The sequence below is a fragment of the Streptomyces spectabilis genome (genome assembly GCF_008704795.1).
Lineage (GTDB): Bacteria > Actinomycetota > Actinomycetes > Streptomycetales > Streptomycetaceae > Streptomyces > Streptomyces spectabilis.
On the sequence record NZ_CP023690.1, the window covers coordinates 8,005,110 to 8,028,962 of the forward strand.

The window sequence follows — 23,853 nt, forward strand, 5'->3', positions numbered from 1 at the left end:
CTCGACGAGGTGGATTTCAGATGGTGACGGAAGACAAGATTCGCTACTTCCTCAAGCGGGTGACCGCCGACCTGCACGAGACGCGGGAGCGCCTGCGCGACGTCGAGGAGGCGGCGGGGGAGCCGGTCGCGGTGGTCGCGATGGGCTGCCGCTACCCGGGCGGCGTCCGCTCCCCCGAGGACCTGTGGGACCTGGTCGCCTCGGGGCGCGACGCGGTCGCGCCGTTCCCCGACGACCGCGGCTGGGACGTCGAGGGGCTCTACGACCCGGACCCGGACCGCCTCGGCACGAGCGTGGCGCGCGAGGGCGGCTTCCTCGACGACGTGGCGTCCTTCGACGCGGGCCTGTTCGGCGTGACCCCGCGCGAGGCGCTGACCCTCGACCCCCAGCAGCGCCTCCTCCTGGAGGTGTCCTGGGAGACCTTCGAGCGCGCGGGCATCCCCCCGGCCGCGCTGCGCGGCAGCAGGACCGGCGTCTTCGTCGGCACCAGCAGCCAGGAGTACGCGATGCTGCTCAAGGGCGCCCGGGAGAACTTCGAGGGCTACTCCACGGGGTTCCTCGCCAGCGTCCTCTCGGGCCGTCTGGCTTACACGTTCGGCCTGGAAGGCCCGGCGATCACCGTGGACACCGGGTGCTCGGCCTCGCTGGTGGCCCTGCACCTGGCGGTGCAGTCGCTGCGCCAGCGCGAGTGCGCCACGGCCCTGGTGGGCGGCGCCTCGGTGATGCCGACACCGAGCATGTTCGTGGAGTTCAGCAGGCAGCGCGGTCTTGCTCCGGACGGCCGGTGCAAGGCGTTCGCGGCGGCGGCGGACGGCACCGGCTGGGGTGAGGGGGTGGGACTCGTCCTCCTGGAGAGGCTCTCCGACGCGCGGCGCAACGGACACCCGGTCCTTGCCGTGGTGCGGGGTTCGGCGGTGAACCAGGACGGCGCGTCCAACGGCCTGACCGCGCCCAACGGCCCCTCCCAGCAGCGCGTCATCAGGGCGGCCCTCGCCAACGCCCGCCTCGCCCTCGGTGACGTGGACGCCGTGGAGGCGCACGGCACCGGCACCGCGCTCGGCGACCCGATCGAAGCCCAGGCGCTGCTCGCCACGTACGGACGGGAGCGGGAGGCAGGACGGCCCCTGTGGCTGGGCTCGTTGAAGTCGAACATCGGCCACACGCAGGCCGCGGCGGGCGTCGGCGGCGTCATCAAGACGGTGATGGCGCTGCGCCGGGGCGCCCTGCCGCCCACCCTGCACGTCGACGAGCCGACCCCGCACGTCGACTGGTCCCCGGGCACCGTACGGGTCCTCACCGAGGGCCGCGCCTGGCCCGACACCGGGCGCCCGCGCCGTGCGGGCGTCTCGTCCTTCGGCATCAGCGGCACCAACGCGCACGTGATCCTGGAGCAGGCGGACCACGACGGCTTCCCGGCTCCGGACCCGGCACCCGCGGACCCGGCGACGCCCGAGGACGCCTCCGCCGCCCCCGTGCCGTGGCTGGTCAGCGCGCGCAGCGACGCGGGCCTGCGGGAGCAGGCGGCCCGGCTGCGCGACCACCTGCGGGAGCGCCAGGACCTGTCCCCGGCCGACGTCGGCCACGCGCTCCTGGCCTCGCGCACCGCCTTCGACCACCGCGCGATCGTGCTGGCCGACGACCGCGACGGCTACCTCGCCGGCCTCGACGCCGTGGCGGAGGGCAGGAGCGCGGCGGGCGTGGTGGAGGGCGTCGCCCGGGAGCCGGGGAAGCCGGTGTTCGTGTTCCCCGGCCAGGGCGCCCAGTGGCAGGGCATGGCCGCGGACCTGTACCGCGACTCCGCGGTCTTCCGCGACCGCCTGCGCGCCTGCGCCGCAGCCGTCGCCCCGCACGTCGACTTCTCGCTCGTCGACGTCGTGTGCGGGGCCGAGGGCGCCGCCTCGCTCGACCGCGTCGACGTGGTGCAGCCCGCGCTCTGGGCGATGATGGTCTCCCTCGCCGAGCTGTGGCGTTCGTACGGCGTCGAGCCGGGGGCCGTGGTGGGCCACTCGCAGGGCGAGATCGCCGCCGCCTGCGTGGCGGGCGCGCTCTCCCTCCAGGACGGGGCCCGGATCGTCGCGCTGCGCTCCCGCCTCGTCGCCGAGCGCCTCGCGGGCAGCGGGGGCATGGCGTTCCTCGCGCTGCCGCTCGACCGGGCGCGCGAGCGGCTCGCCGAGTGGGGCGCGCGCCTCGCCGTCGCCGCCGCCAACAGCCCGTCCTCCGTGGTCGTCTCGGGCGACGCCGAGGCCCTGGACGAACTCCTCGCGGCCGCCGAGAGCGAAGGCGTCCGGGCGATACGCGTCGCCGTGGACTACGCCTCGCACTCGGCGCAGGTCGAGACCTTGGAGGCCGAACTCCTCGCCGTGCTCGCCGACATCGCGCCCCGCCCGGCCGGGATCCCGTTCCACTCGACAGTCACCGGCGGCCTCCTCGACACCGAGGGGCTCGACGCCGCCTACTGGTACCGGAACCTGCGCCGAACGGTGCGCTTCGACCCCACCGTGCGCGACCTCCTCGCGGCGGGGCACCGCACGTTCGTGGAGGTCAGCCCGCATCCGGTGCTCGCGGTGTCCGTGCACGAGATCCTCGACGGCGCCGCCGCCGAAGGCACCGTCCTCACCTCGCTGCGGCGCGGCGAGGGCGACGCCCGGCGCGTGGGCACCTCCCTCGCCGAGGCGCACGTCCAGGGCGTACGCGTGGACTGGTCGAGCCGCGTCGGGCCGCGGGCCCGCCTGGTGGACCTGCCGACCCACGCCTTCCAGCGCCGCCGCTACTGGCCGGACGGGGCCCTGGCCGCCGTCTCGGCCCGGGAGGGCGACGACAGCGCGGCCGCCCGGTTCCGGCAGCGCCTCGCGGAGCTGCCCGAGAGCGCGGGGGAGCGCCTGGTCCTGGAGACGGTGTGCGAGCACGCCGCCGCCGTGCTCCACCGGGATCCGGCGGACCTCGACGCCACCCAGGCCTTCACCGACCTCGGCTTCGTCTCGATGACGGCGATGGAGCTGCGCAACCGGCTCGCCACCGCGACCGGCGTCCGGATCTCCCCCGCGGCCGTCTTCGACCACCCCACGGCCGAGCGCCTCTCCGCCCACCTCCGGACCCTTCTGACGGGCCGTCAAGAGGCGGCCGCCGCCCCGGTGGCGGTGGCGCCCGGCGCCGACGAGCCGGTCGCGATCGTCGCGATGGGCTGCCGGTTCCCCGGCGACGTGGCCTCGCCCGAGCAGCTGTGGGACCTGGTCGCGTCGGGCCGCGACGCGACCTCGTCGTTCCCCGCCAACCGCGGCTGGGACGAGACGGACCTGTACGACCCGAGCCCGGGCACCCCGGGGCGCACCTACGTCCGCCGCGGCGGATTCCTGCACGACGCCGACCGGTTCGACCCGCTCCTGTTCGGGATCAGCCCTCGCGAGGCCCTGGCGATGGACCCGCAGCAGCGCCTCCTGTTGGAGGTGGCGTGGGAGACGTTCGAGCGGGCCAAGCTGGCGCCCGACGCGGTGCGCGGCAGCCGCACCGGCGTGTTCGTGGGCCTCAGCGGCCAGGACTACCTGCCGCTGCTCACCGCGGACCCCGACGAGAGCGCCGGGCATCTGATGACCGGCACCTCCACGAGCGTCGCGTCCGGGCGGCTCGCCTACGCCTTCGGCCTCGAAGGCCCCGCCGTGACCGTGGACACCGCGTGCTCCTCGTCCCTGGTCGCCCTCCACCTCGCGGTGCAGGCCCTGCGGCAGGGCGACTGCACGGCGGCCCTGGTGGCGGGCGTCACGGTCCTGTCGACGCCGGGCGCCTTCGTGGAGTTCAGCGCGCAGGGCGCCCTCGCCCCCGACGGCCGGTGCAAGGCCTTCGCCGCGGCGGCCGACGGCACCGGCTGGGGCGAGGGCGTCGGCGTGCTCCTGGTGGAGCCCCTGTCGCGGGCCCGGCGCGAGGGCCACGAGGTCCTCGCCGTGATCCGCGGCTCCGCGATCAACCAGGACGGGGCCAGCAACGGCCTGTCCGCGCCCAACGGCCTCGCCCAGCAGCGCGTGATCCGCCAGGCCCTGGCCCACGCCGGACTCGACCCCCGCGACGTCGACGCCGTCGAGGCGCACGGCACCGGCACCACCCTCGGCGACCCCATCGAGGCGGAGGCGCTCCTGGCCACGTACGGACAGGGGCGGCCCGCGCGGTCGCCGCTGTGGCTGGGGTCCCTGAAGTCCAACATCGGCCACACGGCGGGCGCGGCCGGGGTGGGCGGCGTCATCAAGACGGTGCTCGCGCTGCGGCAGGGCGTCCTGCCGCCCACCCTGCACGTGGACGACCCGTCCGGGCACGTGGACTGGTCGTCGGGCGCCGTGGAACTCCTCACCGAGGCCAGGCCGTGGCCGGACACGGGCCGGGCACGGCGGGCGGGCGTCTCGTCGTTCGGGATCAGCGGTACGAACGCGCACGTGATCCTGGAGCAGGCACCCACCGAGCCCGTCAAGGCCGAGGACCCGGCAGCGGAGCCGCGGCCGGTCGCCGCGCTGCCCGCCGTGCCCTGGGTCCTCTCCGGCAAGACGGAGACGTCCGTACGCCAACAGGCAGAGCGTCTGCGGCAGTTCGCGGCGGACCGCCCCGACCTCGCCCCGGTCGACGTGGCGTGCTCCCTTGCGAGCACCCGGGCCGCCCTGGAGCACCGGGCCGTGGTCCTCGGCGCGGACCGGGAGACGCTCCTCGCGGGCCTCGCGCTGCTCGCGGACGGCGGGGAGGAGGAGCCGGACGCCCCGCACGTCCTGCGCGGCGCGGCCCGCGCGCGCGGAAGGGTGGCGTTCCGCTTCACCGGCAGTGGCAGCGGCACCGGCAACGGCACCGGCGCCGCCGCCCGGACCGGCCCCGCCGACCCGGCGTACGCTCACCTCCCCGTCCACGCGGCCGCCCTGGAAGAAGTCGCCGCCGCGTGCGCCGCGCACCCGGACGCGCCCGAGGCGACCGGCGCCCCGGCCCGCTTCGCCGAGCACGTCGCGCTGTTCCGGCTCCTGGAGCACTGGGGCGTCACCCCCGACCACCTCGTCGGCCACGGCGTCGGCGAGGTGAGCGCGGCGCACTGCGCGGGCGCCCTGTCCCTGGCCGACGCGGTGGCGCTCGCCGTCGCCCTCGACGGCGAGGCCGACGGTGTCCACCGCGTCACCAAGGAACTGACGTTCCGCCCGCCCGCGATCCCCCTCGTCTCCGGCCGCACCGGCCGCCCGGTCTCGTACGAGGAACTCTCCACGCCGGAGCACTGGTCCCGCCTCGCCCGGGAGAGCGGCGCGCCCGACGAGGCACTGCGGTGGCCCGCCGCCCAAGGGGCGCACGACCTCCTGGAGTCGGACCGCGACGGCGCCACGGTGAGCGCGCTCCTGGCCGCCCTGGCCCGCCTGCACGTCGGCGGGGTGGCCGTGGGCCTGGACACGCTGCTCGCCGACGCAGGCGCCCGGCTCGTGGAGCTGCCCACGTACGCGTTCCAGCACGAGCGCTACTGGCCCGATGTGACCGGATCGCCGCTCGGCGGCGCACGGGCCGGGGGCGGGCGCGGCTCGGCGCGGGCGGAGCGGGGGCGGGAGTTCCGTGCCCGCCTGGCCGCCGCGGCCACCGCGGACGAGCGGCGGGAACTCGTCACGGCCCTCGTCCGCGCCGAGGTCGCGGCCGTGCTCAAGCTGGCCGACGCGGCCGCGGTCGCCGACGACAGGAACCTGCCGGAGCTGGGCTTCGACTCGCTGACCGCGGTGGACCTGCGCAACCGGCTCGGCGCGGCCACCGGGCTCCGCCTCCCGCCGGCCCTCGTCTTCCAGCACCCGACCGTCACCGACGTGGCCCGGTTCCTTGCGGACCGGTGGGAGACGGCGGGGCCCGAGGGCACCGGCGACGCGGAGCCCGCCTCCGGCGCGCGGTTCACCCTGGGCCCGCTGCTCGCCCGCGCGGGCGAGCTCGGCCGCACCGACGAGTTCCACGAACTGGTCCGCGGCGTCGCCCGGTTCCGCCCCACCTTCGACGCGCCCGACGAGCGGCTGTGCCCGCCCCGCGTCCGCCTCGCGCGCGGATCCGCGTCGGCGGGCCCCGACCTGGTCTGCTTCCCGACGTTCGCCGTCGGCGCGGGCGCGCCCCAGTACGCGCGCCTGGCCGCCGCGGCCGAAGGCGACCACGACGTCTGGGCCCAGCCCGTCCCGGGGTTCACCTGGCAGGAGCCGCTGCCCGCGTCCGTGGACGCCCTCGCGCGCCTCCTGGCCGACGCGGTCGAACGCGCGGGCTCCGGCCCCGCCGTCCTGCTCGGCTACTCGGCGGGCGGCTGGATGGCCCACGCCACCGCGGCCGTCCTCGAAGAGCGCGGGGCGGGCCCCGCGGCCGTGGTCCTCCTCGACAGCCACTGGCCCGGCAGCGCGATGATCCCGCGGCTGCACGCGCGGATCGACCGGGCCCGCGCCGCCGGTTCGCCGGACGTGCTGTGGACGGAGGAGGCCGGGGACGACGCGTACCTCACCGCCCTCGCGCACTACTCCCATCTGTTCGAGACGTGGCGCCCGCACGCGATCGACGCGCCCACCCTGCTCGTCCGCGCCTCGGAACCGGCCTTCGACGAACCGGCCTTCGACGAACCGGCCTTCGACGAACCGGGCTCAGGTGGGGTACCCGACGACTGGCGGCCGTGCTGGCACCTGCCGCACACCGCCGTCGACACGGCGGGCACCCACTTCTCGATCGTCCGCGAGCACAGCGGGCCCGCCCTGCGCGCGGTGCGGGACTGGCTCGCCGACCCGCACTGAGGACACGGCCCCCCGACCACCCATAGGAGCATGATGACGTCCAACGGCCCCAGCGGCAGCAAGCCCATCGACCACCTCGACCAGGCCGTGATCGACGGGCAGTCGGGGTACTCGAAGCCGTTCCTCAACCTCTACGACCTCACGGTCTACCGCGGCACCGCCCCCCTCCTGTGGGGGTGCCCGCCCGCCGTCTCCCGGACGCTGTACGACACCGAGGTCGGCGCGCGCCACATGGACATCGGCGTGGGCAGCGGCTATCTGCTGCACCACGCCCGGTTCCCCGTGGCACAGCCCCGGATCACCCTGGTCGACCTCAACCCCAACTCCCTGGCGCACACGGCCCACCGGCTGCGGCGCTACGAGGTCGCCACGGTCCGCGCCAACGTCCTGGAGCCCCTGCCCGTGCCGAAGGAGTCGCACGACTCGGTCGGCATGAGCTACCTGCTGCACTGCGTGCCGGGGAGCCTGCGCGAGAAGGGGATCGCCCTCGCGCACGCCGCGGCCGTCGTCCGCCCCGGCGGTGTCGTCTTCGGCACCACGGTGCTCACGGGCGGCGTCCCGGTGTCCCGCTCCGCCCGCCGGGCGCTGCGGATGCTGAACAAGCGGGGCGCCTTCCACAACGAGGACGACCACCTGGAGGACCTGCGGGCACAGCTCGACCAGCACTTCGACCGCCACGATCTGACCGTACGGGGGTGCGTCGGCATCTTCCGCGGCTGGACGCCCTCCTGAGACCGCCGGGCCCGGACGGCTTCCCGGGGCCGCGCGCACGCGGCCCCGGGGGAGCGGCCGGGGCGGGGCGGCCTTCGTGCTTCCCCCGGGCCGGGGCGCCACGTACACTCCGAAACTAGCAGCGCTAATTAACCGCTTGTCGGCCGTACACGCTCCGGAGTCGCCGTGCGCACCGTTCACTTCGCCGCCGCCCGCCGCACCCCCATCGGGCGGCTCCGCGGGGCCCTGTCCTCCGTCCGCCCCGACGACCTCGCCGCCACCGTCGTGCGCGGCCTTCTCGACGGCGTGCCGGACCTCGACCCGGCCCGCGTCGACGACGTCTACTGGGGCGCCGCCAACCAGGCGGGGGAGGACAACCGCAACGTGGCCCGCATGGCCGCGCTGCTCGCGGGCCTCCCGGAGTCCGTGCCCGGGGCCACCGTGAACCGGCTGTGCGCGTCGGGCCTCGAAGCCGTCACCACGGCGGCCCGCGCCATCGCCTCCGGCGAGGCCGACATCGTCGTCGCGGGCGGCTCGGAGTCCATGAGCCGCGCCCCGTTCGTCCTGCCGCGCCCCGACGAGGCGCTGCCGCACCGCATGGAGACCGCCGACACCCGCCTCGGCTGGCGCCTGGTCAACCCGCGGATGAAGGAGCTGCACGGCCTCCTGTCCATGGGGCAGACCGCGGAGGAGGTGGCCGAGCGCCACGGCGTCTCCCGCGAGCGCCAGGACGCCTTCGCGCTGCGCAGCCACCAGCGCGCCGCCGCCGCGCGCAAGAACGGCCACTTCGACGCCGAGCTGCTGCCCGTCACCACCCCGGACGGCACCGTCGTCGACGCCGACGAGGGCATCCGCGAGGACACCTCGTACGAGAAGCTCAGCAAGCTGCGCCCGGTCTTCCGCGACGGCGGCAGCGTCACCGCGGGCAACGCGTCGCCGATGAACGACGGCGCCGCGGGCCTGCTGCTCGTCAGCGAGGAGGCGCTGCGCGACCTCGGCCTCACGTCCCTCGGCCGGTACGTGGCCGGGGCCAGCGCGGGCGTCCACCCGGACGTGATGGGCATCGGACCCGTGCCCGCCACGCGCAAGGTCCTGGCCCGGGCCGGCTGGTCCGTCGCGGACGTGCGGGAGGCCGAGTTCAACGAGGCCTTCGCCGCCCAGGCGATCGCCTGCGTGGACACGCTCGGCATCGACCCGGACCTGGTCAACCCGGACGGCGGCGCCATCGCCCTGGGGCACCCCCTGGGCTGCTCCGGCGCCCGGATCCTCACCACGCTCCTGCACCGCATGCGCCGCACCGGTGCCACCCGCGGCCTCGCCACGATGTGCGTCGGCGTGGGGCAGGGCAGCGCCCTGCTCGTCGAGCGCGACTGACCCGAGGCCCTCGCGCGCCCGGCTAGGTGAGCGTGACTGCCACGGCGAGCGCCAGGGCCAGACAGGCGAGCCCCACCGCCGTCACGCCCCATGGCCGGGCGGTCCGGGCCGGGGCGCAACAGCAGCACCGCGGTTCCTTGAGGTAGGGGGAGTCGAGCCAGTACGCCCCGACGAGCCGGGCGTGTACCTGGGGGATTGCGCCGTCGGTCTCCATGCCCGAGACAACGCCACGGCCCGCGCCCTGGCCACGGCGGGGTCAACCATCCCGCCCGAGCACCACGGATAAGGCGGACTCATCCCACGGAAAGCGTTTGGCGCCGGCGATCGACGGAAAGGGATGGCAGGTCGCGCGTCCCCCGGGGCGCTCAGCGCGCGTCGACGAGCCCCTGCGCCAGGTCCTCCGCGAGCAGCCGCTTGGCGATCGCGTCGACCGCCGCCATCAGCCGGGCGTCGTCCTGGACCCCGCCGCCCTCGGGGGGCCTGCCGTCCTTCGCCAGCTCCTCGCCGAGCCAGCGCGCCCACTCCTTGCCGATGACCTCGGCCTCCCGCTCGCCCGCGGGAGTGTGCTGGAACAGGGTGCCGCTGCGGCTCAGGTACCCCTCGTCGACCATGCGGTCGAACACCGGCACCAGGACCTCCGGCGGCAGTTGCCGCCGGACCGCGATGAGGTTCAGGTTCGCGTGGCCGACCAGGCGGGTGAAGAGCGCCACCTGCATCACCGCCCAGGCGCCCGCCAGGTCCAGGCGCGTGTCGGACCGCTGGATCACGCTGCGCGCGGTGCCGAGGCCCTTGCGGCGCAGGATGTTGCCCACGGCCAGCTCCAGGAGCCGGGCCGAGTCGCCCGCCGACGACGGCGAGGCGAAGCCCTCACCCATGTCGTTGGAGCTCATCCGCGCGCTGTCGCGCAGCTCCACCTCCTTGAGGAAGAGCGCCACCACGAACCCCGCGAGGGCGACCGGCACCGTCCACAGGAACACCGTCTGGATCGTGTCCGCGTACGCCTCCACGAGCGGCGCCGCCGCCGCGTCCGGCAGCTCGTGCAGGCCCTCCGGGCTCTGCGAGGCCTTCGCGATCACCGCCTCGGGCGCCGCGCCGGTCCGCGCCGCCTCGGCGACCCCGTCCCGGAGGTTCGGGGCCAGCGTGTTGGCGTAGATCGTGCCGAACACGGCCGTGCCGAAGGCGCTGCCGAGGGTGCGGAAGAACGTGACGCCGGACGTCGCGGTGCCCAGGTCCGCGTACGCGACCGTGTTCTGCACCGCGATCGTGAGGACCTGCATGCACAGGCCGATGCCGACGCCGAGCACGAACATGTACAGCGACTCGAGCCAGGCGCTGGTCGCGCTGCCCATCAGGGACATCAGGAAGAGACCGGCCGCCATCACGAGGGCGCCCACGATCGGGAAGATCCGGTACGTGCCCGTCCTGCTGACCACGTTGCCGCTGAAGATCGACGCGATGAGCAGCCCGACGACCATCGGCAGCGTCCGCACGCCGGAGATCGTGGCCGAGTCCCCGTCGACGTACTGGAGGTACGTCGGCAGGAACGTCATCGCGCCGAGCATCGCGAAGCCCACGATGAAGCTGAGGACCGAGCAGACCGTGAACACGGGGTTCGCGAACAGGCGCATGGGCAGCATCGGCTCCGCCGCGCGCGTCTCCGCCCAGCAGAAGCCCGCGAGCGCGGCGAGCCCGCCCGCGAACAGGCCGATGACGACGCCCGAACCCCAGGCGTACTCGTTGCCGCCCCAGCTCGTCGCCAGGATCAGCGCGCTGGAGCCGATCGCCACGAGGGCGATGCCCAGGTAGTCGATGACGGGCCGCGCCGCCGACTTCACCGACGGGATGGTGCGGGCGGCGGCCACGACGACCAGGATCGCGATGGGCACGTTGACGTAGAACGCCCAGCGCCAGCTCAGATGGTCGGTGAACAGGCCGCCGAGCAGCGGTCCGATGACCGTGGACACACCGAAGACGGCGCCGATCGCGCCCTGGTACTTGCCGCGCTCCCGCAGCGGGATCACATCGGCGATCAGCGCCATCGCCGTGACCATCAGACCGCCCGCGCCGATGCCCTGCATCGCCCGCCAGGCGATGAGCAGCGACATGTTCGTGGCCAGGCCGCACAGGAACGAGCCGGTGATGAAGACGACCGCCGACACCTGGAAGACGACCTTGCGGCCGAACAGGTCACCGAACTTGCCGACGAGGACCGTCGCGACCGTCTCCGCGAGCAGGTACGACGTCACCACCCACGACATGTGCGCGGCGCCGCCCAGGTCCGACACGATCGTCGGCAGGGCGGTGCCGACGATCGTCTGGTCGAGCGCGGCGAGCAGGACGCCCAGCATGATCGTGACGAAGACGACATTGCGGCGGCGCCGGTCCAGGACCGGCGGGCCCTGCTCCGGTGCCCGCGCGGCCTCGGCGTGCTCGGTGACGGTCACAGGCACACCCTCACACCGGTCCCGGGCGGGTGCATGCCGGGCCGTCCGGTCCGGTGACGGGCCGCTCAGTCCCGCGGACGCCGCCGCAGCAGATAGGTGTCCATGATCCAGCCCTTGCGCGCACGGGCCTCGGCCCGCAGCCGCCCGATGCGCCCGGCCGCCTCGGGCAGCGCCCCGGAGACGAGGATCTCGTCGGGCGTGCCGATGTAGGCGCCCCAGTAGATGTCCAGGTCGTCCCGGTCGGCGTACCGCTGGAAGGCCTGCCGCGCGTCCAGCATCACCACCACGTCGTCCACGCCCTCGGGGAAACCCTCGTCGCTCAGGCGGCGCCCGGTGGTGACCTGGAAGGGGCGCCCGACGCGGTTGAGGCCCACCCGGTGCCGGGCGGCGAGCGCGGACACGCTGCTGACCCCGGGCACGACGTCGTACGCGAAGGCGACGGCACCGCGCCCGATGACGTCCTCCAGGATCGCGATCGTGCTGTCGTACAGCGCGGGGTCGCCCCACACCAGGAAGGCGCCGGTGTCCTCCGCGCCGAGCTCGTCGGCGATCATTCGCTCATACAGGTCGGCGCGGCGGCCGCGCCAGTCGTCGACCGCGCCGGCGTAGGCGACCCGGTCCGCCTCCTGGTCGCGCCGCGGGTCGCGGGCCTCGACGACGCGGTACGCCCCGTCCGGGCGGTGGGCGTCGAGCATGCCCCGGCGCAGCGCGACGAGGTCCTCCTTCTCCGCGCCCTTGTCCAGGACGAAGAACACATCGGTGTCCCCCATCGCCTTGACCGCTTGCAGGGTGAGCTGGTCCGGGTCGCCCGCGCCGATCCCGATGACATGAATCCTTCGCACGTCAGGAGTGTGTCACCCGTCCCCGCGCGCCGGTCCTGGGGCCAGCTCCGGCGCGGCCGCCGCCGCGTCGACGGGCACCTCGCCCCGCTCCACCCGCGCGGCCAACGCGTGCGCCCACGCGAGCAGTTCCGCCACGCCGATCCCGTACGGCCGCTCGCGGCCCGGCTCCGCCGCGCTCCACGCCGCGACGGCGCCCGCGCCCCTGCGGAGCAGCCGCGCCCCGCCCGTCGCGTTGCCGCGCGCCGCGTGGGTGAGTCCTACGGCGAGCTGCGCGAGCCCCTGCCACAGGCCGCGCTCCCGCCCGGGCCCCGACTTCCAGGCGTCCTCGAAGACCTCGTGCGCGTGGAAGGGCCGCCCGGCGTCGAGGAGCGCCTGCGCCTCGGCGAGGGTCTCGGCGGGGGTGCGGGTCACGCCCTCCGGCTGCCGCTCGACGCCTTCGGTCCCGTACGGCAGCGGTCGCCCGAGCCCGTCGCGCGGCCGCGCGCTGCGCGCCCGGCCCTCCGTGTCCCGGTCCCGGCCGCCTGGTCCAAGTGCGCTCGTCATGCGGTGATTCTCCCGCCGCGGGCCCGCACCCCGCGCCCGGGCGGTGACCTGCGGCGGGGGCGGCGGAACCACCCCCGCAGGTGGGGTAGAGTTCTACCTGCGTGATCACGCGGAACACACACCGCGAGGAACGCACCGGGACGTGGCGCAGCTTGGTAGCGCACTTGACTGGGGGTCAAGGGGTCGCAGGTTCAAATCCTGTCGTCCCGACTTTGCGAAGTCGCGAGTCGAGGGGCCGTTTCAGAGAGATCTGAAACGGCCCCTCGGTCGTTCCGCGACCGCTGGCTATGCTGCCGCCGTGCGAAGCGCTCGGGCAAGCGCTCAAACGAACAGCGGTGGGTGAGGGGGCAGCAGCATGCGCGAACCGGTGGACCTCAGGCGGCAGCGGATCCTCGCCGCGGTGCGGTCGCGCGGCGCGACCCGGGTCAGCGATCTCGCGGCGGAGCTCGCGGTGTCCGTGGTGACCCTCAGGCGCGACGTGGAGGAACTGGCCCGCGAGGGCAAGCTGCGCCGCGGCCACGGCGTGGCAAGGCCGGTCACGGACGAGGCCGAGCGCCCGGCGCCCCGCGCGCCCGGGCCCACGGCCGACGGCGGCCCGGTCGCGGTCGTGGTGCCCGAGCGCCACTCGTATCTGCACGAGACGCTGCACGGTGCCCGGTCCGCCTTCGAGGAGGCGGGCGTCCGCATCGCGCTGCACATCGCACCGGCCGCGCCGGGCGCCGAACAGCCGCTGGTGGAGCGGGCGTTGGCGGACGGCGCGCGGGGCCTGCTGATCGCGCCGCGCTGGCGCAGCCGGGCCGTCGAGGAGGCCGACTACGCGTGGCTGTCGCGCGTGGGGGTGCCCACGGTCGTGATGGAGCGCAGGCCCCGGCGCGGGGGCGCGCTGCACGCCGTCGACGCGGTGTGCACGGACCACTGGTACGGCGTCCACCTCGCCGTCGAGCACCTCACGGGGATCGGGCACCGGCGGATCGTCCTCGCCGCGCGCGACGACAGCCCGACGGCGCGCGCCCTGCGCGCGGCGTTCACCGAGATCGCGGCGGACCACCCAGGGGTGGACGCGTGGGCGCTCGCCCTCAGCTCTCCCGGCGCGGTGCCCGACCCGGCGGCGCCGGCCGCGCGGCAGCCGGTCGACCTGCCGTCGCTGCTGGCCGAGCGGGGGGCGACGGCCGCGGTCCTCCACGGCGACGTGGACGCGCTGATGCTGGTGCAGGGCTTGCGTGACGCCGGGGTCCGGGTGCCGGAGGACTGCTCCGTGATCGCTTACGACGACGTGGTCGCGGCGCTCGGCAGCACCCCCCTGACGGCCGTGTCCCCGCCCAAGGCGGACATCGGCCGGGCGGCGGCCGAGCTGCTCCTGCGCCGCCTGGCGCTGGGCGCTGGGCCGGTGCGGCGGCTGGAACTGCTGCCGGAGCTCAAGGTTCGCGGCTCGACCCGACCGCTGCGCGACTCGGTATCGCCGCGCTAGGTCGCCCCTCGTCTGCGGGCCGTCCGGGGCTGGTCGCGCCCGCGCGGCGGAGCCGCATATGAGCACAGCCCCGCGCCCCTGACGGGCGCCAACTGCCGCACCGTGATGAGCGTTTGATCGGTTCATCTTCTTCTGATCGGTCTATTGACCAAGTTCGTTCAGGCGATCAGTATTCCCGTGACTCGAACACGCAGGAGCCGCGGGAGGCGCCCATGCCTGGTCGACACAGCCGCCCCAGCCGTCGGGGAGTGCTCGGCGCGCTCACCGCGCTGCCGCTCACCGGTGCCCTCGGCGCCTGTAGTGAGGCCAAGCAGCGCACCAAGGGCCCCACCACCCTCACCTTCTGGTCCGCGCTGCGCGGCAGCCAGGAGGTCGTGGACGCGTTCAACCGGACGCACGACCACATTCAGGTCGACTTCGAGCAGGTGCCGTCCGGCAACCACGGCGGGTACGCGAAGCTCAGCAACGCGGCGCGCGCCGGCAACGCGCCCGACGTCGCCACGATCGAGTACCCCCAGGTGCCGGGCTTCGCCATAGACGGCGTCGCCCGCGACATCACGCCGCTGCTCGGCGACGGGCTGCGGGCCGAGCTGCTGCCCCAGGCGCTCGCGCTGACCACGTTCGAGAACCGCACGTACAGCGTGCCGCTCGACGTCGAGCCGATGGTGCTGCACTACCGCAGGGACCTCTTCGAGAAGCACGGGTTCGACGTCCCGGGCACCTGGGACGAGTTCGCCGCGCTCGCCCGCGAGGTGCGGCGGCTCGGCAAGGGCCGCAGGGCGGCGGTCTTCCCCACGGACGGCGCGACGCACTTCGCGGCCTGGGCCTGGCAGGCGGGCGCCCAGTGGTTCGACACCTCCGACGGCGCCTGGAACGTCTCCCTCGCGGACGCCCCGACCCGGCGCGTGGCGGCGTACTGGCAGCGCCTCATCGACGAGGACCTCGTCCACGTCAACGCCGTCGAGAGCCGGCTGGCCGACGCCCAGATCGCGGGCGGCCTGGTCCTGACCCGGTTCAGCGGCGCCTGGGAGGCGGGCGCGCAGATGAACGCGCGGCCGGGCCAGAAGGACCTGTGGCGGATCGCCCCGCTGCCCCAGTGGGACCCCGCCCGGCCCGCCGTCGGCACGCACGGCGGCTCCACCTTCACCGTGACGAAGGACTGCGGACACCCCGAGGCCGCCATGGAGTTCATCGCATGGCAGGTCAGCCACCCCGACGCCCTCAAGGCCCGGCTCTCCAGCGGCGCGAGCAGCCAGTACCCGGCCGCGTCCGAGCTCGTGGCGGTCGGCCGCGCCGCCTTCGACCGCGGCTACTACGGCGGACAGGACGTCTACGCGCTCTTCGACGAGGAGGCCCGCAAGATCCGCGACGGCTGGACGTGGGGCCCCCGGATGACCGCCACCAGCAAGGTCATGCAGGACGCCTTCGCCCGCGCCGGAAACGGCTCCGGCACCCTCCTGTCCTCCGTGCGCGCCGCGCAGGACGGCACGATGCCCGACCTCAAGGCGCTCGGCCTGGCCACCACCCAGCACTCCACCTGAACGCCCGCACCCCGAAAGGCAGGTGACACCCATGACCGCGACGGTCCACGCCCCCGCGGCGGCCGCCCCCGAGCCAACCGCCGACGTGCCCGGGCGCACGGCACGACGCGTGGCCGAGCGCCGCAGACACACCGCGGCGGGCGTCCTGATGGCCCCGTTCTTCCTCCTGCTCACCGCCGTCTTCCTCGTCCCCGTCGGCACCGCGGTGTGGCTGAGCTTCTTCAGCGACGACCAGCCGGGCCTCGGCTTCGGCCCCGAGCGCACCGTCTTCGTGGGCGCGCGCTCCTACGCCGCCGTGCTCACCGACCCCACGTTCCTGTCCGGGCTCGGCACGGTCGCGCTCTACTGCCTGCTCTACATCCCGCTGATGGTGCTCGGCTCCCTCGCCCTCGCGCTGCTCCTCGACTCCGGCGTCGTACGCCTGCGCGCCTGGGCACAGCTCGGCCTGTTCCTGCCGCACGCGGTGCCCGGCATCATCGCCGCCCTGATCTGGCTCTACCTGTACACGCCCGGCATCAGCCCGGTCATCGACGCCCTCAACAAGGCGGACATCACGGTGGACTTCCTCGGCCTGCACACCACGCTGCCGTCGATCGTGAACATCGCCCTGTGGAGCAACCTCGGCTACAACATGGTCGTCTTCTACGCCGCCCTCCAGGCGGTCCCGCGCGAGGTCGTCGAGGCGGCGGTCGTCGACGGGGCGGGGCCGGTGCGCACCGCGCTCCAGGTGAAGGCGCCGCTCGTGCGCTCCTCGATCGTGGTGGTCGCGATGTTCACCCTGATCTGGGCGCTCCAGCTGTTCACCGAGCCGATGCTGCTCAGCCAGTCCTCACAGATGATCAACTCGCGGTTCTCGCCCAGCATGTACGTCTACGACGCCGCCTTCACCCGCAACAACTACTCGCTCGCGGCCGCGGCCTCGGTGATCCTGCTCGCCCTCACCGTCGCCGTGTCCTACGGCGTCACCCGCTGGACGAGCCGCGTCGACCGGGCCGAGGGAGCCACCCGATGAGCGCGCACAGCTCCACGCGCCCGCGCCTGCTCGGCCGGGCCACGGTCAACGCGGTCGTCGCGCTCTGCGTCCTCTACACGCTCCTGCCCGTCCTGTGGCTGGTGCTCGCCGCGACGAAGACCCGCGACGCCCTCTTCAGCAGCAGCCTGCTGTCCTTCGGCGACTTCTCCCTGGTCCAGAACGTCAAGGACGTGTTCGCCATGGACGGCGGCCTGTACGGGCGCTGGTACGGCAACAGCCTGCTCTACGCCGTCCTGGGCGCCGCGCTCGGCGCGCTGATCAGCGTCGCCTGCGGCTACGCCTTCGACAAGTACCGCTTCCGGCACAAGGAGAAGCTGTTCGGCCTGGTGCTCGCGGCGGTCATGGTGCCGCAGACGGTCCTCGCACTGCCCCTGTACCTGCTGGCCTCCGAGACCGGTCTGGTCAACACCTTCTGGTCGGTCTTCATCCCCGTCCTCTTCAACCCGTTCGGCGTCTATCTGGGCCGGGTCTTCAGCCAGGGCTACGTGCCCGACGAGGTCCTGGAGGCGGCCCGCGTCGACGGCGCCGGCGAGCTGACGACGTACGTCCGCGTCTGTCTGCGCATGCTCGGCCCCGGTCTCGTCACCGTGTTCCTCTTCCAGCTCACCGCGATCTGGAACAACTTCTTCCTGCCGATGGTGATGCTGTCGGACCAGGACCTCTATCCGGTGAGCCTCGGCCTGTACCAGTGGAACAGCCAGGCGACCGTCTCGCCCGAGTACTACCCGGTCGTGATCACCGGCTCGCTGCTCGCGGTCGTCCCGCTCATACTCGCCTTCGCCCTCCTGCAGCGGTTCTGGCGCTCCGGCCTCACGGCGGGGGCGGTCAAGTGACCCGGCCCCGCACCGCCCTCGCCATGTCGTCGCGGGCCGCGGCGGCCGTCTTCGCCCCGCGCTCGCTCGCCGCGCTCGCCGAGGTCTGCGACCTGGCGCCGCCGCCCGCGCTCGACGACCTGACGACCGCCCGCGCCAAGGAGGTGCTCGCCGACGTCGAGGTCCTCGTGACGGGCTGGGGCTGCCCGCCGCTCGACGCCGACGCGCTCGCGGCGGCACCCCGCCTCAAGGCCGTGGTGCACGCGGCCGGTTCGGTGCGCGCGCACGTCACCGACGCCTGCTGGGAACGGGGCCTCGCGGTGTCGTCGGCCGCCGCGGCCAACGCGCTGCCGGTCGCCGAGTACACCCTCGCGATGATCCTGCTGCACGGCAAGCACGTCCTGGAGCGGGCCCGCGACTACCGCCGCGACCGCGAGCGCGCCGACTGGCTGCTCACCCCCCGCGAGGTGGGCAACTACCGCCGCACCGTGGGCATCCTCTCCGCCTCGCTGATCGGCCGCCGGGTCATCGAGCTGCTGCGCCCCTTCGACTTCGAGGTGCTCCTTCACGACCCGTACGTCACCGCCGCGCAGGCCGCCGAGCTCGGCGCGGAGCCGGTGAGCCTGCCCGCACTCTTCGCGCGCGGCGACCTGGTGAGCGTGCACACGCCGCTCCTTCCCGCGACCCGCGGCCTGGTCGGCCGGGAGCTGCTGGCCTCGATGCGGCGGGGAGCCACCCTGATCAACACCTCGCGCGGCGCGGTCGTCGACCAGGACGCCCTCACCGACGTGGTGCGCACGGGCCGGATCCGGGCGGTGCTCGACGTGACGGACCCCGAAGTCCTGCCCCCCGGCCACCCGTTGTGGGACTGCCCCGGCGCCCTGATCACCCCGCACCTCGCGGGCTCCCAGGGCAGCGAGTGGCAGCGCCTCGCCGACACGGCCGTCGGCGAGGTGGCCCGCTGGGCCGCGGGCGCGGGCCTCGCCCATCCCGTACGACGCGAAAGGCTGGCGTACCTGGCATGAGCATCCCCTTCGACCTGCCCGCGGACGACCGGGACCTGAGCCCGCACACCGGGTACACCCGCGCGCACTGGGAAGCCGTCGCCGACGGGCTGCTCGGCGCCGCGTGGCGCTGGGCGACGCCCGGGGGCGCCCTGCTCGACCTGCCGGGCCGCCCCTCCGCGTCCGGGGTCCGCTCGGACGGGCTGGAGGGCTATGCCCGTACGTTCCTCGCGGCGGGCTTCCGGGTCGCGGGGGCGGGCGGCGCGGACCCGCACGGCTGGCTCGAGCGGTACGCGCGGGGCCTCGCGGCGGGCACCCGCACGCCCGGCCGTGACGACACCGAGTCGTGGCCGCTGATCCTCGACCACCACGTACAGGGCCAGCCGATGGTGGAGTCGGCGTCCGTCGCGCTCGGCCTGGCGCTGACCCGGCCGTGGCTGTGGGACCGGCTCGACGACGCCGTGCGGGACCGCGCGGAGAGCTGGCTGCGCGGCGCGCTCACCCACGTCCCCTCGCCCAACAACTGGTATCTGTTCCCCTTCACGGTGGCGTCCTTCCTGGAGTCCGTCGGCCGCGGCGACGAGGCGACGGCGCGCGCCATGGAGCGTGCGCTCGGCCTCCTGGAGACGTGGTACCGGGGCGACGGCTGGTACGCCGACGGCGACGGGCGGGCCTTCGACCACTACAACGGCTGGGCCCTGCACCTGTATCCGCTGCTGCACGCGCACCTGACGGGCGACGCGGCCCTCGCGGACCGGCTCGGGCCGCGCCTTCGCGCGCACCTGGAGGGCTACGCGCTGCTCTTCGGCGGGGACGGCGCGCCGGTCCACTTCGGGCGCTCGCTCACCTACCGCTTCGCCGCCGCGGCGGCCATCGGCGTCGGCGCGGTGACCGGGCACACCCCGCTGTCGCCCGGCACGTCGCGCCGCGTCGCCAGCGGGGCCCTGCGCCACTTCCTCGACCGCGGCGCGCTCACCGCCGACGGGCTGCTGAGCCTCGGCTGGCACGGGCCGCACGCCGCCACGCTCCAGGCCTACTCGGGCCCGGCCTCCCCGTACTGGGCGGCGAAGGCCTTCGTGGCGCTGCTCGCCCCCGCGAGCGACCCGCTGTGGACGGCGACGGAGGAGCCCGCGCCGAGCGAGGCGGGGGACCGGGTGCTCGCGCTGCCCGCGCCGGGTCTCCTCGTACAGGCGACACGGGCGGACGGGATCGTCCGCCTGCACAACCACGGCAGCGACCACGTCCGGCCGCACGAGGGCGAGTCCGCGGCGCGGGACGACCCGCACTACGGGCGGCTCGCGTACTCCACGCACACCGGCCCCACCTCGCCCGGCAACACCGCGGACAACCATCTGGCGGTGGTGGTCGACGGCGTCGCGAGCGTCCGGCGCCGCATCCGCCCGCTGGGCGCGGGGCACGGCGACGGCTGGGGCTGGGCCGCCTCCTGGCACCGGCCGGTGTTCGGCTCGGGACCGCCGATGGTGCCCGGCCTGCGCGTCGACAGCGTGACCGTCGCGCGCGGCCGGTACGAGGTGCGGGTCCACCGGGTCGTGGGCGCCCCGCCCGGCGCGCGGGTGACGCTCACCGGCTGGGCCACGCGGGCGCTCCGCTCGGAACTCCTCGGCCTGTACGGCTGGGATGGGCCGGACGAGGTGCGGGCCCCCGCGGGCACGGCGTACGAGCCGTGGGTGCGGCTGCCCCGGCTCTCGGCCGCCGCCGGGGGCACCGGGGTGTTCGTGGCCCTGGCCTCGCTGAGCGCGGAGCCGCTGCCGCTCGCCTCCGCCGTCCGTGAGGTCGTCCTGTCCGGTGGCGAGGTGCTGGTGCGGTGGGCGGACGGCTCGCGGACCACGGTTGGCTTCGAGCCGCGGGTGCGGCATGAGGGGGTCGCGGTTGACCGGCCTCCGGCCTCGTCCTCAAACGCCGGACGGGCTTGATCGTCGCGCTGCGCGCTCGTCCTCAAACGCCGGACGGGCTTGGTGGTTGCGCTGTGCGTTCGTCGCCAGCCGCCGGACGGGCTTGAAGGTTGCGCTGCGTGCTCGTCGTCCCTGTCGCTCAGCGCGTGTCGAGTACCTCGCGGAGCTTCGTCGCGAACGGTTGCGGCTCGCCGTGCTGGCCGTACTCGCCGCCCAGGAAGCCCCCGTGGTGGCTGGGGAAGACCTCCGGGGCCAGGCCGAGGCGCTCGGCGATCGCCAGGCCCGAGCGGGCCGCCAGCTCGTCCTCGGACTCCTTGCCGACCGCGATGACGACGCGCGTGGACGCGGCGGCGAGGGCGTCGAAGTCGGGCCGGTAGCCGCAGCAGCCGCGCAGATTCTGCCCGAGCAGCGCGTCGTCGCGGGAGCCGTCGTCCTCGGTCGGGAGGCCGAAGTCGGCCGGGTTCGGCCCGGGCGCGTCGGCGTAGCCGTCCGGCAGCGGTCCCTTCTGCATCGTCAGCGCGATGAACTTGGCCATCGCGGGCCCCATGCCCTCGCGCCGGTACGTCCGGTGGATGTCCTCGACGGCCGCCCACGCCTGCTCGTGGTCCGGCACGGTCCGCACCGCGGGCGGCTCGTGCGCCACGAGCGTGCGCACCAGGCCGGGATGGCGCGTGACGAGCGCGAGGCCGTTCACCGCCCCGCCGCTGCTGGCGAACACGTCCACCGCCCCGAAGCCGAGCGCCTCGATGAGCCGCCGCAGGTCCTCGGCGTGCTCGTCCGGCGTCAACTCGCCCTCGCCGTCGGTCCGGACGCTGCGCCCGGTGCCGCGCGGATCGTAGGTGACGACGACCCGGTCGTCGAAGTGCGAGGCGAGTGTCGTGAATCCGGCGGCGTCCATCGGCGAGCCGATGAGCAGCAGCACGGGGTGGTCCGCGCCCGTGTCCCCCAACCCGCCCCGAACGTCGTACGTGAGAGTGGCACCGGACGTGTCCAGGGTGTAGGTGTCGAGCTTCGTGGTCATGGTGTCTCCTCGGGTCTCATCGGTCGGCGCGGCCGCTGTCACCCATAAGACGGCCGGCCCCGGCGAAACTCATCGCCGCCGGAGCGAGAACGTGACGTGACCCGGGAGCGACCGGGTGCCGACCGGGCCTCCCGGCGCGCTCCCACATGACGCGATGCCTACGCCGGAACACCGATCCGTCGATGAAAGCAGGGCATGCGTCACCCCCAACAGCGGAGTTTTTCGCGGGATTTCCGGACAGCTGATCGGGTCGAAATGGCCAGGGTGTGGAAAACCCGTCGGTGCGGCACCGCCGCGCTGGCCGCCGCGGGCCGGGGCTGCCTAGGATCGCCGACGCGGGCCCAGTGGCGCGGCACGCGAAGCGCGTGTCGCGCCGGGCGTCACCCGGAGAAATTCGACGCCGTCGACAGGCGCGACCGGTATCTGTGACCGATGCGTGTGACCAGCATGGGCGACCGGTATGCGCGGGGGAATTCAGAAAACTCTGGAGAGTGGCATGATGACGGGGGAACAAACATGCGTCGACACGCTTTCGCCGACGTCGATCGGTGACATTCGCTATCTGCACACCCTCGGCCCGACCGGCACCAATCTGGAGTCGGCGGCCCATCTGTGGTTCCAGCGGCACGGACTTCAGAACGACGGGCAGGTCGTCCTGCACACGTCCCTGGAGGACGCCATGGCGAGCGTGCCCAGGACCGGCGCCCACGCCCTGGTGGCCTGCGCCGTCTACCCCGAGCTGCACACGCTCGTCTTCGGCAACCTCCTCACCTGCCGCATGGTCGACTGCTTCCTGTGGCCCACCTTCGAAATGGTGCTCGCCGCCGCGCCCGGCACGCACGGCGAGCCGCGCACCGTGGCCACCCACCCCGCCCCGGCCGGGCTCGTGGCCCCCACCAGCGCACGGCAGCTGGTGACCAGCAACGCGCAGGCGGCCATCGACTGCGCCGACGGCAAGGCCGAGGGCTGCGTCACCACCGTCGTCGCGGCGCGCGCCCAGGGCCTGCGGATCGTCCGCAGCTTCGGCGAGGTCCCGATGGTCTACACCGTCCACCAGATGCGGGAGCACGGCCGGTGAGCGGCACGACGAACGGCGTGCTCGGCCCGGTGCGCGGCACCCACCGCCTCCACGACGACCTGCTCGGCGAGGCCGAACGGCTCGGCCGCGGCCTGCTGCCGCGCGTCAACGCTTTCCGGAGCCGCCAGCGCGACGACGGCACCGTGCCCGCCCCCGACGATGCCGACCGCCGCGCCCTGCTCGCCGTCAAGGACGAGGCCACCCGCTGGTTCGCCGGGCACGGCAGGGCCGCGCAGGCCGACGCGCTCGCCGCCGACATCGAGGGCTGGCTGGCCGCGGGACTCGACACGCCGCCGCACTTCGCCCGCAGCCGCGACGCGCTCACCGCCCCGGCCGACGGCGACTGGGCGGCGTTCCTCGCCCCCGTCCGGACCACCAACAGCGTGCCGCCCGTCGGCAAGCGACTGGAGTTCTTCCTCGTACGCCGCAAAGAGCCCGACGCGCTGCCCGACCTCGCCGAGCACTATCCGCACCCGAAGAACAACTGCCAGGCCGCCGTCCTCATCGCGGGCAGCGCGGGACTGGCCGACGGCAACTGCATCGTCTTCTTCCCGGAGAACGTCGCCGCCCACGACAAGGTCGCCGAACAGGCCTACGCGATCTTCTTCTTCAGCAAGTTCCGCCGGATCCACGAGACGTACGCCGTGCCGTCCGCGCGCGCCGTCCTCACCCCCGGCTCCGTGCCCCGCGCCTCCACCGGAATGGACCCCGAAGCCTGCTACCAGGCGCGGGCCGTCTGGGGATATCTGCACGACTACTTCCACCACCAGGGGCGATGGCCGCTCGACCGGCACATCAAGCTCAAGATGAACTGGTTCATCGGCCTCCTGGAGGAGCTGAAGGTCGACGCCAGGACCGCGCTCGCCTGCCACGCCGACCCCGCAGTGCCGTACGCCGACGAGCAGATCGCCATGATCCTCCTGGAGCGGATGTTCCGGTACCCGCTGGACGCCCACGCCGTGCGCAACTTCGACGCGGGCACCGGCGTGTTCCTCTACTCCTGGCTGCGCGAGCGCCGCGCCCTCACCACCGACCGGACCGGGCTGCTCCGCCTGGACCACGACCGGGTGATCGACGGACTGCGGGAGTTGGTCGCCGCCGTCGAGGGTATGGAAGCGGCCGTCAGCACTCCCGCGGAGTACCGCGCGGCCGCCAAGGCGCTCGTACGGACCCAGCTGCGCGAGGGCGCCGAGGGCGACCGGTACGCCTTCACCGACGACCAGCGGGCGCTCGTGCGGGCGCGGGAGCGGCTCGCCGCGGCGCCCCCGCCGCGCTTCGCACCGGCCGAGCTGTGACCGCGCAGAGCCGAGCCACGAAAGG

The 23,853-nt window shown here is 74.5% G+C and carries 15 protein-coding genes, 1 tRNA gene and 1 pseudogene; 12 read left to right on the forward strand and 5 right to left on the reverse strand.

Annotation, left to right across the window (positions count from 1 at the left end; translation table 11 throughout):
• Positions 1-23: 23 nt before the first annotated feature.
• From CP982_RS34695 to CP982_RS34705, 3 genes and pseudogenes are all read left to right on the forward strand, one after another.
• Positions 24-6,716: pseudogene (locus CP982_RS34695) on the forward strand (type I polyketide synthase); the annotation flags it as partial.
• A gap of 63 nt (positions 6,717-6,779) precedes the next feature.
• The gene (locus CP982_RS34700) at positions 6,780-7,481 is read left to right on the forward strand and encodes a class I SAM-dependent methyltransferase (protein ID WP_150514085.1); all 702 of its coding nucleotides are present in this window, start codon (positions 6,780-6,782) and stop codon (positions 7,479-7,481) included.
• Positions 7,482-7,646: 165 nt separating this feature from the next.
• Positions 7,647-8,834, forward strand: coding sequence for a thiolase family protein (locus CP982_RS34705; RefSeq protein WP_150514086.1), 1,188 nt, complete (start codon positions 7,647-7,649; stop codon positions 8,832-8,834).
• 22 nt (positions 8,835-8,856) lie between these two features.
• Here the strand turns inward: CP982_RS34705 and CP982_RS34710 are convergent, their stop codons facing one another.
• From CP982_RS34710 to CP982_RS34725, 4 genes are all read right to left on the reverse strand, one after another.
• Positions 8,857-9,048 carry a hypothetical protein gene (locus CP982_RS34710; protein ID WP_150514087.1) on the reverse strand — a complete coding sequence of 64 codons (192 nt, stop codon included), beginning with the start codon at positions 9,046-9,048 and terminating at the stop codon, positions 8,857-8,859.
• A 151-nt stretch (positions 9,049-9,199) separates the two neighbouring features.
• Complete coding sequence (locus tag CP982_RS34715) at positions 9,200-11,278, reverse strand: MDR family MFS transporter (protein ID WP_170316545.1); 2,079 nt, start codon at positions 11,276-11,278, stop codon at positions 9,200-9,202.
• 65 nt (positions 11,279-11,343) lie between these two features.
• Positions 11,344-12,120 carry a precorrin-6A synthase (deacetylating) gene (gene cobF / locus CP982_RS34720; protein WP_150514088.1) on the reverse strand — a complete coding sequence of 259 codons (777 nt, stop codon included), beginning with the start codon at positions 12,118-12,120 and terminating at the stop codon, positions 11,344-11,346.
• A gap of 12 nt (positions 12,121-12,132) precedes the next feature.
• Positions 12,133-12,663, reverse strand: a complete 531-nt coding sequence (locus CP982_RS34725; RefSeq protein WP_150514089.1) for a DUF309 domain-containing protein — start codon at positions 12,661-12,663, stop codon at positions 12,133-12,135.
• 136 nt (positions 12,664-12,799) lie between these two features.
• On the opposite strand from CP982_RS34725, the gene CP982_RS34730 reads away from it, so the two are divergent.
• The 7 genes from CP982_RS34730 to CP982_RS34760 all read left to right on the forward strand — a co-directional run bounded on the left by CP982_RS34730 (position 12,800) and on the right by CP982_RS34760 (position 20,455).
• Positions 12,800-12,873: transfer RNA gene (locus CP982_RS34730), tRNA-Pro, on the forward strand.
• Positions 12,874-13,018: 145 nt separating this feature from the next.
• Positions 13,019-14,131, forward strand: a complete 1,113-nt coding sequence (locus CP982_RS34735; protein ID WP_150514090.1) for a substrate-binding domain-containing protein — start codon at positions 13,019-13,021, stop codon at positions 14,129-14,131.
• Positions 14,132-14,343: 212 nt separating this feature from the next.
• Complete coding sequence (locus CP982_RS34740; protein ID WP_150514091.1) at positions 14,344-15,672, forward strand: ABC transporter substrate-binding protein; 1,329 nt, start codon at positions 14,344-14,346, stop codon at positions 15,670-15,672.
• Positions 15,673-15,703: 31 nt separating this feature from the next.
• Complete coding sequence (locus CP982_RS34745; RefSeq protein WP_150514092.1) at positions 15,704-16,684, forward strand: carbohydrate ABC transporter permease; 981 nt, start codon at positions 15,704-15,706, stop codon at positions 16,682-16,684.
• Positions 16,681-17,538: a carbohydrate ABC transporter permease gene (locus CP982_RS34750; RefSeq protein ID WP_150514093.1), complete on the forward strand. Its 858-nt coding sequence runs from the start codon at positions 16,681-16,683 to the stop codon at positions 17,536-17,538. The genes CP982_RS34745 and CP982_RS34750 overlap by 4 nt, the downstream gene beginning before the upstream one ends.
• Positions 17,539-17,561: 23 nt before the next feature.
• Positions 17,562-18,542: a hydroxyacid dehydrogenase gene (locus CP982_RS34755; protein ID WP_150515871.1), complete on the forward strand. Its 981-nt coding sequence runs from the start codon at positions 17,562-17,564 to the stop codon at positions 18,540-18,542.
• Positions 18,539-20,455, forward strand: a complete 1,917-nt coding sequence (locus tag CP982_RS34760) for a DUF2264 domain-containing protein (protein ID WP_150514094.1) — start codon at positions 18,539-18,541, stop codon at positions 20,453-20,455. Before CP982_RS34755 ends, CP982_RS34760 begins: the two co-directional genes overlap by 4 nt.
• A 118-nt stretch (positions 20,456-20,573) precedes the next feature.
• On the opposite strand, the gene CP982_RS34765 is transcribed toward CP982_RS34760, so the two are convergent.
• Positions 20,574-21,455 (reverse strand): alpha/beta fold hydrolase, encoded by an 882-nt coding sequence (locus CP982_RS34765; protein ID WP_150514095.1) that lies wholly within the window; start codon positions 21,453-21,455, stop codon positions 20,574-20,576.
• A gap of 499 nt (positions 21,456-21,954) precedes the next feature.
• On the opposite strand from CP982_RS34765, the gene CP982_RS34770 reads away from it, so the two are divergent.
• Both CP982_RS34770 and CP982_RS34775 read left to right on the forward strand, forming a co-directional pair.
• Entirely contained in the window at positions 21,955-22,533 is a 579-nt protein-coding gene (locus CP982_RS34770; RefSeq protein ID WP_212669201.1) for a bacilysin biosynthesis protein BacA, read from the forward strand.
• Positions 22,530-23,828 carry a DUF6421 family protein gene (locus CP982_RS34775; RefSeq protein ID WP_229879335.1) on the forward strand — a complete coding sequence of 433 codons (1,299 nt, stop codon included), beginning with the start codon at positions 22,530-22,532 and terminating at the stop codon, positions 23,826-23,828. Before CP982_RS34770 ends, CP982_RS34775 begins: the two co-directional genes overlap by 4 nt.
• Positions 23,829-23,853: the final 25 nt, after the last annotated feature.

Coding starts and splice junctions, on each gene's coding strand:
- CP982_RS34740 (WP_150514091.1), top strand. CDS start 14,344: ATGCCTGGTCGACACAGCCGCCCCAGCCGTCGGGGAGTGCTCGGCGCG.
- CP982_RS34700 (WP_150514085.1), top strand. CDS start 6,780: ATGATGACGTCCAACGGCCCCAGCGGCAGCAAGCCCATCGACCACCTC.
- CP982_RS34750 (WP_150514093.1), top strand. CDS start 16,681: ATGAGCGCGCACAGCTCCACGCGCCCGCGCCTGCTCGGCCGGGCCACG.
- CP982_RS34760 (WP_150514094.1), top strand. CDS start 18,539: ATGAGCATCCCCTTCGACCTGCCCGCGGACGACCGGGACCTGAGCCCG.
- CP982_RS34735 (WP_150514090.1), top strand. CDS start 13,019: ATGCGCGAACCGGTGGACCTCAGGCGGCAGCGGATCCTCGCCGCGGTG.
- CP982_RS34745 (WP_150514092.1), top strand. CDS start 15,704: ATGACCGCGACGGTCCACGCCCCCGCGGCGGCCGCCCCCGAGCCAACC.
- CP982_RS34725 (WP_150514089.1), bottom strand. CDS start 12,663: ATGACGAGCGCACTTGGACCAGGCGGCCGGGACCGGGACACGGAGGGC.
- CP982_RS34710 (WP_150514087.1), bottom strand. CDS start 9,048: ATGGAGACCGACGGCGCAATCCCCCAGGTACACGCCCGGCTCGTCGGG.
- CP982_RS34755 (WP_150515871.1), top strand. CDS start 17,562: ATGTCGTCGCGGGCCGCGGCGGCCGTCTTCGCCCCGCGCTCGCTCGCC.
- CP982_RS34765 (WP_150514095.1), bottom strand. CDS start 21,455: ATGACCACGAAGCTCGACACCTACACCCTGGACACGTCCGGTGCCACT.
- CP982_RS34770 (WP_212669201.1), top strand. CDS start 21,955: ATGACGGGGGAACAAACATGCGTCGACACGCTTTCGCCGACGTCGATC.